The following is a 10,384-nucleotide window of genomic DNA, read 5'->3' on the forward strand; positions in this document are numbered from 1 at the left end:
CCGGTGCCCCGCAGGGGCCGGGCGCGACCGGGTGCGAGCGCGATGACGGCGACTGCCACCAGGCGCAGCGCGTCGACAGGCCCGCCCGGATGGTAGGTGGCCAGACCGGACCGGATGATGTACGCGCAGTCGGCCAGGCCGAAGAGCACCAGCCCGGCGATGAGCCAGGCGAACGAGGTGGGTGGGCGCCAGCGCAGCAGTGACAGCGCCCCGGTGAAGACGACCAGGAGCACCAGATCCGAGGTGGGCGATGCGAGGGCGACGAGACTGTGGTGGGTATCGGCGCCGGTGATCTTCGCCAGCTGGGGCAGCAGGATGCTCACCGTGAGAGTGGCCGCGCCCAGGCCCACGACCAGTCCGTCCAGCGCCACCCCAGCCGGCAAGCGGTACATCCGGGTGCGCAGCATGATCACCAGGGCGACGAGGGTGCAGCCGTAGAAACCCCACGCCAGCAGGTCGCTGACGCCGAACCCGGACGCCGGGTAGCCGGGCGGGGCGGACTGGAGTGGGGCGAGGTGTGACAGCGCCTGACTGAGCAGCCCCAGCGCGATCAACCGCCAGGCCAGCCGGTCGGCGGAGGCTCGGGGTATCCGGATCGCGCACAGCAGTGCCGCCGCGGCGTAGGCGGCGGGCTGCAGGACGCCGTCCATCCACCAGGAATAGCCGGGTTCGGCGCGTACGCCGGGCAGTGTGGTGACGAGGTAGCCGGCGACCACCGCCAGCAAGGAGCCGTGCGCGAGCACGCGCGTTCGGTCCGGCCGCACCTTTCACCCCCCCGGGCTTCGCACTACCGATTGCGGACCTGGGTGGCTCGCCGACAGGCGAACGACACCACCGGGCCTTCGCCCAGAATCCAGGTGTCCGAAATCTAGCAAAGTCTAGCACCGGCACCGTTCGCCGGGGCTATGAACGGCTCCAACAGGTTGGACGGCGAGAGCCCACCCCGTCGACGGCACGCCCGGTGCACGGAGCAAAATCCGGTACATGCCGCGCGGTGGCGGGGGCGCAGACCCGCCGGGGGCGGCCGCACACCGTCAAGATCACCGGCCGCACACCGTCAAGATCACATTGTCGCCGGGGCTGATTGTTAGAGTCTGACGCCATGGGCGACGGTGGTCTGCGAGCCGAGGATCTGCGCAACATCACGTTCGAGAAGCCGCCGTGGGGCAAACGTGGCTACGACGAGAAGTCGGTCAACGACTTCCTGGCGCTGGCGGCGCGACGGCTCGACGGGCGCGGCCACCTGTCGGCCGATGACGTGCGCTCGGTGCGGTTCAACAAGCCCAAGCTCGGCAAGCGTGGCTACGACCAGGAGCAGGTCGACAAGGTGATCGACGAGATCGCCGGCGCCATCGCGCATCTCGATGCCTGACCGCCGACATTTCCGGCAACCGCACGCGTGGCGGCGGAGATGCGGGGACCGCCCGATGACACCGTGTCGAAAGGTGCCTGTTGACTGTAGTTCACGCTACAGCTCGCCGAAAAATAGTTGACGGCGATACCATCCCGATGTGTCCGCTTCCGCCCCCCATGTGGGGTGGCGGGCTGCACTGAGGCGTCCAATCGTGTGGACGGTGCTTGTCGTCGTCGCGGTGTACGCTGCGTTGCAGCTGGGCTACTACTTCATCGATGGCCCCCGGCACAAGATCGGCGCGCCAGATCCGGATGCGGCTGACGGGACGCTGGTCGTCCTGCGGATCAACGAAATCGACACCTATCGCAACGTGCTGCAGCTGGACGTCCTGGTGTATCCCGAAGATGAGTTGTTGGATCGTCATAGCGGTACGCTGATCGACGAAGCCTTCGTACGGCTGAACTCCAAGACCGAGATCCAGGACATCCGCTTTGCCCGCGACAGGGTGCCCGCGAAGGTCTCGACGACGCTGAGGGCGCGGGGAGACCCGGACAATTGGCCGTTCGATCTGTACGTCACCGAGCCGACTGCTGTGTCTGTGGTGTCCGGCGGACAGGGGCCACTGTCGGGGCTCGATGCGCAGGTAGCGGTGGCGGGTCACATCGACGGCTGGTACATCGATCACAACGTCAGCGCCGACCAGGTCGCGATGACCTTGCAGCGTACGCAGGGATCGCTGGCGTTCGATGTGGGAATCTGTCTGATCCTGATCAGCCTGCCGGTGATCGCGATGCCTGTGGCGATCGGAACCCTCAGGGGCACGAAGAAGTACGAACCAGGCCATTCCGCGTTGCTGGCGGTGATGCTCTTCGCGATCGTCCCGCTGCGCAGCATCCTCCCTGGCGCCCCGCCGCCGGGGGCGTGGGTCGACCAAACGATCGTCCTGTGGGTCTTGATCGCCTTGGTGGCGGCCCTGGCGATCCATCTCGCAGCGTGGTGGCGCCAGGACAACTGACCGATCTCAGTGTTCGTGGGTGGCTGGACTCCTCGGAGCTTGCAGCGCGGCCCGGTCGTCGGTGCCCGGTGAAGTTGGGGACGGTGCCGCCTGCGCCTCTCGGCGAGTGGTCGCTCGCAGCGACGTTTCTAGTTGGGGCCCGGGGCATGCCCGGCACCGTCAAACCCTGTAACCGCACCGCGGGCCCAGGTATTCCGGGGTGCCCGCCCGCTGCCCGACCCCTCGTCGCCGGCAGCGGCTGAGTATCGCGGTCAGGCGGTCTCGGCGTAGTACACGCGGCGTTCGCGCACCGGGTGGCCGTGCCGTTCGGCCAGTGATTTGAGCTGACGCAGAGCAAACGTGCGCCCCCGCCCGCCCTCGGGCACGTAGATGCCCGCCCACAGCCCTTCGGCGCGCGGCAGTTCGCAGGCGTCCCGGGCACACATCCACCGCCGCGGGCAGGACCGGCACAGCGCCTTGGCTTCATCGTCGGCGGTGGTGGTCCACCGCTCCGGGTCCCTGGTGCAGGCGCCGACCGGCGTCTCGTCCCACGGCGTGGTGTTCATCGGCTTCGCTCCTTCATGTGCGCTTGGCGGTTCGGTACCGCGATGGGATGAAGGTAGCGGATCAAACCGTAGCGTTGCAACAGTTAATGCAACAGAATTGTGGAGATGCCATCGGCGGCGCGACGCCAGATACCGGTGGAAACGAAGCGTGTCACCAGATCAGAAGATGCCTCGAGGGCGGTTCGCATCCTGTTCGGCGTGGTCGGCCGGCCTGTCAATGATTTGTAGCGTTACAACTGTTAGGCAGGTGGAAACGCTGTACCATCACAGACAATCCGTTGCGGTTGGCGCCAGCGTGCCGCAGCGCAGGACACCGCGGTCGCTACCATGAGCGTCGCCGTTTCGCCCCCCGAGCCTGAGGACTCCGGTAGATGACCAACCCCGAGCCGGTCGACGAGTCGGCCGACGCTCCGGATCCCGGGATGGTAAGAGCAGGTGCGGCAGCTGCCGCCAGGCGGCGCGAACTGAACATCAGCCAACGCAGCCTGGCCACCGGCGGCGTCATCAATGCCGGCGCACTCATCGCGTTCGAAAAGGGCCGAAGCTGGCCCAGGGAGCGCACCCGAGCAAAGCTCGAAGAGGTGCTGAAATGGCCGCCGGGAACCATCGCACGACTCCGTCGCGGCGAGGTGGTCCGCCCGGACGGGCCGGCGTCCGCTGCTCCCGCGTCGTCCGGTGGGGACGAGGTCTCCCTGATCGCGCAGGCGGTTGTCACGGCTGTCGGCACGCTGGACTCGACGGTGCGGACCCTTCCTGCCGGGGACGCCCCGGAGTTCGGTACGCGGGTCAGCGCGATCCTGTCCGATCTGCGGCAACTCGAAGCGGTCGCCTCGCGGGCCGCGCGCATCGGCAAGGTCACGCCACCGCTGATCAAAGCGCTCGGCACCGTGCGCAGGCTGTACGACGACGTGATGCTACGCGCCGCATCGGCACCGGGGGCCACCCTCGGGCAGCGGCTGTACGCCGCGCGGCGCGAGGCGAATCTGACCGTCGGGGAAACCGCTCAGGCTGCTGGAGTCTCCGAGAACGCGGTCCAGCTGGCCGAGGCCGAGGAACCGGTGTCGGGCGCAGAGGTCGAAGCCATCGAGTCGCTGCTGGCCCAGATCAACTGAGCAGGTCTGTCACTGCCGGCTTCGCGACCGGTCATCGGTGGTCGGGAAGTGCTCGGCCAGCGCCGCACAGACCTCGACGAACCGGCGTCGGGTCGGGCGCGACATCTGCTCGGTCCCGTCGATGACACCGCCGGGGCGCAGCTGCCCGTCGAACGGCACCTCGACAACGCGCTGGCCCTGCCCCGAGAACTGTTGGGCAAGAACCGTTTTGGTGCGTCTGTCGGCGTGGCCGTCGGAGTCGTTGAGGACGATGACGGTCCGCTGCAGCAATCCGGCCATGCCGCGGGCGGCCAGCCAGTCCAGAGTCTGTCCGGCCGCCGCGGCACCGTCGACCCACGGCGAGGACACCACCACCAAGGCGTCAAGGTCGCGCAGTACCTCCTGGGTGACCGGCGAATCCATGGTGGAACTGCAGTCCACCACCGAAATCGTGAAGTGCCGGTCCAAGCGTGCCGTGGCTTCCCGGTAGATCGCCGGATCGAGCACCCGGCGCCTGGCCGGGGTGGCCTCCCCGGCCAGCACGAACAGCCCTGCGGCATTGTGGCCGACCCGGTTACGGACGTCGGCGAAGGTTTCGAGGTGTTGGTCGGCGGCCAGCTCCCAGAACGAGCCCTGGGCCTGCGGGTCGATTCGGCTGCCGAGCTTGCCGAACGCGGTGTCAGCGTCGACGGCCACCACGCGGTCGTCCTGGCGCAACTCGGCCAGCACCGAGCCGATGCTGGCGGACACCGTGGTCTTGCCGACCCCGCCCTTGCCCATCACGCCCACTTTGAAGTGACCGCGCAACGGGCCGCGGATGGCGGCCTCGAGGGCGGCCAGGTGCCGTTCGTCGGGAGAGGGGCCGAGGTTGATCAGCCCGAAACTCGCCTTGTACAGGGCCAGCCGCCAGCCCCGGCCGGGCATCGGCTTGCGGGTGGGGACCAGAGCTTCGGCGCGGATGTGGTCGGCGAAGGAACCGGGGTGTCCGGGTCCGCCCGGCTGTGGGGCGCCGCCGAACTGCGGGCCCGGCGGAGCCGGGTGCGCCGGTCGGGCCGGCGGTGTCCAGGCTGGTTGACCCGGCTGCGGCGGGCTGCCGGGCTGTCCCCAACCGCCCGGCCGCGCAGGCGGGGCGCCGTGGACCGGCGGCGGGCGAAACGAATTGCCGGGTCGTTCCGGCTCGGGTGAGTCCGCCCGTCGGTGCCCGGGTTCGGTCCGGGAGTCGCCGGCCGCCGGACGAGGCGGCACCGGCGGACGCGGTGGTGTGGGCGGACCCTGGTGCGACACCGGTGTGTCTTCGGGCCCAGTCCACCCCAGGTCATTCCGCAATGCGTCATCGCGGTCCGTCACAGCGCGTCTCCTCAATATTCGTTCGGGGCGAAAGTTCAGCGACTTCCTACCAATGCGGCATCTGCCAGGCTAGTGCGCACCAGGTCCGAGCAAATAGTCATCGCAGTCGGGGGCGAGGGTGTGGTAGAGGTGCACCTGAGTTACGCCCCCGGATCTACCTGGGCCAACCGAACGGGATGCCCTGCGCATCGTCGCAGTTTGCTGATGTCGCCCGGTAACAGGAAAAACTCCGGCTCGTGCGTTGCCAAAGGTCGGTGCACCCGCGTGTCTGCGGGAGCCGGCGCCGGTGGAACTGGCGTCCTGGCAACCACCTCGGCGCTGGTACCCTGCCGATGGGAAGGGGAGAATCACGATGCGGGTGGATGATGGTATCGGCGGTTCGGGCAAAGTCACGGGAGGCCCGTTCAGCGCCGGATCTACAACGCTGGACGCCGGTCTGCTGGCGATCACAGGGATGCGCCGGACGCTCGGCGCCGGTGATCCGGAGCGCGGCGCCGGCCTGGAACTCGGTGCCAGAGGATTGACGGAGGCTGCCGACGCGATGGCTGCGGCGACTGCCGGAGTCGACTGGGCTGGCGCCGGTGCGCGGGCCTATTCCCTGGCCAATCGGCAGCACTACCGACGGACGGCATCGATGGCGGCCCTGGACCGCGCAGCCCGACGGGTACTGGATCGTCAGGGCGATCAGATCGTCTCCATTCGAACGCGGTTGGACGGTGTGTCCGAGCACCTCGCCGGTCTTCGCCACACCGCGCGGGCCCTGGCGGCGACCCCCGGTGTCGGTCAGGCCATGCGAGCGCAATTCGAGCTCGCGACCGTCACCGCCGCGCTTGGTGCGGCAGGCGACGATTTTCAGGACCTGACAGTTCGGATGAGCGAGAACACCACGGAGCTACAGGGCATCGCGTCCCGCTACTCGGCGCTGGCCGAAGCGGCCGGCGGGCCGGCCGAGCCTGGGCCCTGGCAGGATCCCGGACTGGATCGGTGGGCTCCGAGGGCCGATGACGACGATCCCGACGAGGATCTCCACGAGGATCCGGGAGCTGCCGGGCTCTGGCCGGCACCACCATCCGCCGCTGGCCTTCCGACGTCGGATGAGCCGGCCCCGCCTTCGGAGATGGCAGCGCCCCGCGCTGCGCCGCAGGCCGGTGCGCTGCCGGTCGACGCGATGTCCGGCCTGACCACGGCGTTCGGCGCGGTCGGCGGAATGATCGGCTCGGCGGTCACACCGCTGGCCGCGGTGTTATCCGGCGTCACCGCGATGGCAGCCGAGTCGTTGCCGGCGCTGTCCGGGGCCGCCGACGACGCCGACGACGCGGATGTCGAATCACCGCCCGAAGAACCGCTCGACGACCTGCGAGATGAGCACCGGCAGTCGAAGCGCGACGACGCAGAGACCGCCGAATCCGCCGAATCCCCCGAAGCCGCCGAGTCCGACACTGTCGATGCCCCTGGAGTGCCGAGTGCGCCGGCGCCGCAGCCGCCGGCTGAAGCCGAGGCCGAGGCCGTACCTCCCGCCCCGATCAGACCCCCGCAGCAGCGCTCAGCAGGAGATAGCCCGTGACATCGCCAGAACCACTGCAGGTGACGCCGACCCACCTGCACGACTTGGCCGCGCGGCAGGCTCAGGCGGCTGGTGCAGTCGCCTCGGCGGCCGAATCGGTGTCAGACCTCGACCGCCGGATCCTCGACACCCACGGTGCGATCGCCGCGTCCACAGCCGAGGCGCTGGACATGCTTCAAACGGTCCGACGGGCTTGCGGGGCCGCGATCGCCGACGCCGGTCACGCACTGAGTGTGAGCCTGATCACGTCGGCGGGCCGCTACGACGACACCGACGATTCGGCGGGCCGGCATATCGATGAATCGATGCGGCAGCAGTGATGGCCGGGCCGTTTCTCGGGGATGGCGAGCCCACCCACTACGACGACGTCGTCGGTGTCGAAGTCACCATCGACGGGATGCTGGTGATCGCCGACCTGCTGCACCTCGTCGATTTCCCGGTGGCCCTTGGCATCCGGCCCAACATCCCCTACGAAGACCAGCGCCAGATCGTCTGGGATCAGGTCACCCGGGACCTGACCGCGCAGGGCGTTCTGACTGCGTTCGGAGATCCCCACCCCGAGGTCGCGGCCATGGTCGACACGCTGAGCCGGCCCGACCGGCTGCTCGACTGCCGCTGGTGGCGCCGGGACGTGGGTGGCAAAATGGTGCGCTTCGTGGTGTGTCGTAAGGGGGACCGACATGTCGTGGCAGCGCGTGACGAGGACATGCTGGTGCTGCAGCGCGTCGCCCCCCAGGTCGGCCTGGCGTCGATGGTGAATGTGGTGATCGGTGACGCGTCGCCCGCCGTGGTCGAACCGCTGACCGGTATCGCGTCCGAACTCTCCGGCGTGCGGTCCGCCGAACAGCTCGCCGCCTACGGCATGCCTCCGTCATCGGCACGCATCTACGCCGAGGCAACCGCGAACCCCGACAGTTGGGTCGAGATCACCGCGTCCGAAAGACATTCGGGCGGCACATTCTCACCGGCGCAGGTGGGGGCGGGGGTGCTCGACTCACCGCACGGCCGAATCGTTTCGATACCCCGCCGGGTCAGTGGAGAGCTGTACGGCAGCTTTCTGCCGGGCAGCCCCGAGAACCTGCAGCGCGCACTCGACGGATTGATGGAGTTCCTCCCGTCCCGCAGCTGGTTCGAGCACAAGGACACGGCTGAACCCGAGACCGACACGACGTACCCGGACTGAGAAAGGCGATCCACAGTGGCCAACTCTCCGCCCGGCACCCCCGAGGACGACGGGCCCCGCCCCGAACTGGCGGCATTCGATGTCGAGACCGGGGCAGAGAACGAAGAGACCGATCTGGGGGTGATCCTCGGCGACTTCCGCCGAGCACCCGACTCCGGCGAGCCTGACGACCATCCTGATCAGCTCGCCGGACTGATGCCGCCCGACCGTGCGGCAGACCCTCAGGTTGCGGATGCGACACCGCTGTTCACCGTCACCAACCCCGACAAGACGGTGTCGGTGACGACCTATCTCGACGGCCGCGTCCAGCGGATCGAACTGGGGCCCGGCGCCGGGAACCTGACCGCGAGCGAGCTGGCTGACGAAATCGTGTGCATTGCCGGTCTGGCGACCCAGGATGCCAGATCCGCGCAGTACACGGTCATGCTGGACGGTATGCGCGAACACGGTCACCACGACGCCGCCACCCGCGACTTCCTCAATCGCGATCTGGATCTACCCACCCCGGAACAGGCTGCGGCCGCACGGATCGAGCTGTTCTCGACACGCTATGCAGGTGAGAATGACTGAACATCTGGCCAGCCTTTTCGGTACCGCGGTCGGTCTGCTACCCAGCACACCGGCCCGGTCACTCGAATTGTTCACCGAGATAACCGAACTCGACGAGGGGTCTTGCGACGCCTGGGTGGGCCGCATCCGCTGCGGAGACCGGGACCGGGCGACGATGTTCCGGGCTTGGTACTCACGTACCAATTTCGGTCAGCTCGCCGGTGCCGCCGAGATGTCGATGAACAGTCTCGGAACCCGGGTGCCGATCGGCGGAATGTTCGGAGAGATCACCTATCCGGTCAATTCACCGTTGGCGATCACGATGGGGTTCGCCGTGAGCGAGGCCGGTCAAGGCAATTTCGCCGACGCGATGGAAGCGATCGAGGACGTCCCCGCGGCCGGTGCCGAGCATCTGGTCGCGTGGGTCAAGGCCGTCATCTACGCTGCCGCCCAACGGTGGACCGATGTCATCGACGAGGTGCGGGGAGCCAATTCGTGGCCGGACAAGTTCTTGGCCGCCGCAGCGGGAGTGGCCCACGGCGTCGCCGCCGCCAATCTCGGGCTGTTCACCGAGGCCGAGCGTCGCCTGACCGACGCCAACGCGTCGCCCGCCGGTGAGGCTTGTAGTCAGGCGATCGCGTGGTTCCTGGCCATGACCTATCGGGGCCTGGGAAACGAGGACGGCGCCGTAGCCCTGCTCGAGTGGCTGCAGGCGAGCCACCCGACGTCGACTGTCGCTGCGGCGCTGCGTGATCCATCGCATCGGCTCAAGACGACCAGCGCCGAGTTCATCGCCTCACGCCGAGACCCGTGGGACCCCGACAGCATCGAGGCGGATACCTCCGGCCAGGAGAAACTGCTCGCCGAAGCCCAGGCCGAGCTTGACCGCCAAATCGGGCTGAGCCGGGTCAAAGAGCAGATCGAGCGCTACCGGGCCGCCACCCAGATGGCCAAGGTACGAGCGGCGCGGGGGATGAAGGTCGCGCAGGCGTCCAAGCACATGATCTTCACCGGCCCACCCGGCACCGGCAAGACGACGATCGCGAGGGTGGTGGCCAACATCCTGGCGGGGCTGGGGGTGATCGCCGAGCCCAAGTTGGTGGAGACCTCCCGCAAGGATTTCGTCGCCGAATACGAAGGGCAGTCGGCGGTCAAGACCGCCCGCACCATCGATAGGGCCATGGGTGGGGTGCTGTTCATCGACGAGGCCTACACCCTGGTACAGGAGCGTGACGGGCGCGCCGACCCGTTCGGCACCGAAGCCCTGGACACGCTACTGGCCCGGATGGAGAACGACCGGGATCGGCTCGTCGTGATCATCGCCGGCTACAGCACCGACATCGACCGGCTGCTGGAGACGAACGAAGGTTTACGGTCCCGGTTCTCCACCCGAATCGAATTCGACTCCTACTCGCCCGAAGAGATCGTGGAGATCGCCGCTGTCATCGCCGCCGGAACGGATTCGAGCCTCAGTGAGGCCGCCGCCAAGCAGGTGCTTGACGCCGCGACACTGCTGAGCCAGAGCAGTGTCAGCGGCAAGCCGGCGCTGGACGTGGCCGGCAACGGCCGCTATGCGCGGCAGCTGGTCGAGGCGGGCGAGCAGACCCGCGACATGCGCCTGGCCCGGTCGTTGGACATCGACGACCTCGACACCGCCGCGCTCAGTGAGATCAGTGGTGAGGACATGGCAGAAGCGATCACGTCGGTCCACGACAGATTGAATGTCAGCGGGTAGA

At 68.2% G+C, this 10,384-nt stretch carries 11 protein-coding genes; 8 read left to right on the forward strand and 3 right to left on the reverse strand.

Annotation, left to right across the window (positions count from 1 at the left end; all coding sequences use genetic code 11):
- On the reverse strand, positions 1-743 hold a 743-nt coding region (locus tag ACXAID_RS14285; RefSeq protein ID WP_475022874.1), incomplete at its 3' end, for a hypothetical protein.
- Between the two features lie 359 nt (positions 744-1,102).
- Here ACXAID_RS14285 and ACXAID_RS14290 point away from each other — a divergent pair.
- Positions 1,103-1,372 carry a DivIVA domain-containing protein gene (locus tag ACXAID_RS14290; RefSeq protein WP_475022875.1) on the forward strand — a complete coding sequence of 90 codons (270 nt, stop codon included), beginning with the start codon at positions 1,103-1,105 and terminating at the stop codon, positions 1,370-1,372.
- A gap of 202 nt (positions 1,373-1,574) precedes the next feature.
- The gene (locus ACXAID_RS14295; RefSeq protein WP_475022876.1) at positions 1,575-2,369 is read left to right on the forward strand and encodes a DUF4436 family protein; all 795 of its coding nucleotides are present in this window, start codon (positions 1,575-1,577) and stop codon (positions 2,367-2,369) included.
- A gap of 251 nt (positions 2,370-2,620) precedes the next feature.
- Here ACXAID_RS14295 and ACXAID_RS14300 read toward each other — a convergent pair whose 3' ends face one another.
- Entirely contained in the window at positions 2,621-2,914 is a 294-nt protein-coding gene (locus ACXAID_RS14300; protein ID WP_475022877.1) for a WhiB family transcriptional regulator, read from the reverse strand.
- 371 nt (positions 2,915-3,285) lie between these two features.
- Between ACXAID_RS14300 and ACXAID_RS14305 the strand changes: the two genes are divergently transcribed.
- Positions 3,286-4,026, forward strand: coding sequence for a transcriptional regulator (locus tag ACXAID_RS14305; protein WP_475022878.1), 741 nt, complete (start codon positions 3,286-3,288; stop codon positions 4,024-4,026).
- 9 nt (positions 4,027-4,035) lie between these two features.
- Here the strand turns inward: ACXAID_RS14305 and ACXAID_RS14310 are convergent, their stop codons facing one another.
- Entirely contained in the window at positions 4,036-5,352 is a 1,317-nt protein-coding gene (locus ACXAID_RS14310; RefSeq protein WP_475022879.1) for a MinD/ParA family ATP-binding protein, read from the reverse strand.
- A 352-nt stretch (positions 5,353-5,704) separates the two neighbouring features.
- Between ACXAID_RS14310 and ACXAID_RS14315 the strand changes: the two genes are divergently transcribed.
- Genes ACXAID_RS14315 through eccA form a run of 5 tightly spaced genes read left to right on the forward strand, consistent with a single transcriptional unit; the run spans position 5,705 to position 10,383 of the window.
- On the forward strand, positions 5,705-6,916 hold the full coding sequence (locus ACXAID_RS14315) for an EspA/EspE family type VII secretion system effector (protein ID WP_475022880.1): 1,212 nt from the start codon (positions 5,705-5,707) through the stop codon (positions 6,914-6,916).
- Complete coding sequence (locus ACXAID_RS14320; RefSeq protein WP_421458893.1) at positions 6,913-7,236, forward strand: type VII secretion target; 324 nt, start codon at positions 6,913-6,915, stop codon at positions 7,234-7,236. The genes ACXAID_RS14315 and ACXAID_RS14320 overlap by 4 nt, the downstream gene beginning before the upstream one ends.
- Positions 7,236-8,099 carry an ESX secretion-associated protein EspG gene (locus ACXAID_RS14325; protein ID WP_421458891.1) on the forward strand — a complete coding sequence of 288 codons (864 nt, stop codon included), beginning with the start codon at positions 7,236-7,238 and terminating at the stop codon, positions 8,097-8,099. Before ACXAID_RS14320 ends, ACXAID_RS14325 begins: the two co-directional genes overlap by 1 nt.
- Before the next feature lie 15 nt (positions 8,100-8,114).
- A complete protein-coding gene (locus tag ACXAID_RS14330; protein ID WP_421458889.1) occupies positions 8,115-8,669 on the forward strand; it encodes a hypothetical protein in 555 nt (184 codons plus the stop codon).
- Positions 8,662-10,383: a type VII secretion AAA-ATPase EccA gene (gene eccA, locus ACXAID_RS14335; protein ID WP_475022881.1), complete on the forward strand. Its 1,722-nt coding sequence runs from the start codon at positions 8,662-8,664 to the stop codon at positions 10,381-10,383. Before ACXAID_RS14330 ends, eccA begins: the two co-directional genes overlap by 8 nt.
- Position 10,384: the final 1 nt, after the last annotated feature.

Source organism: Mycobacterium sp. ABE4_509, from assembly GCF_056160785.1.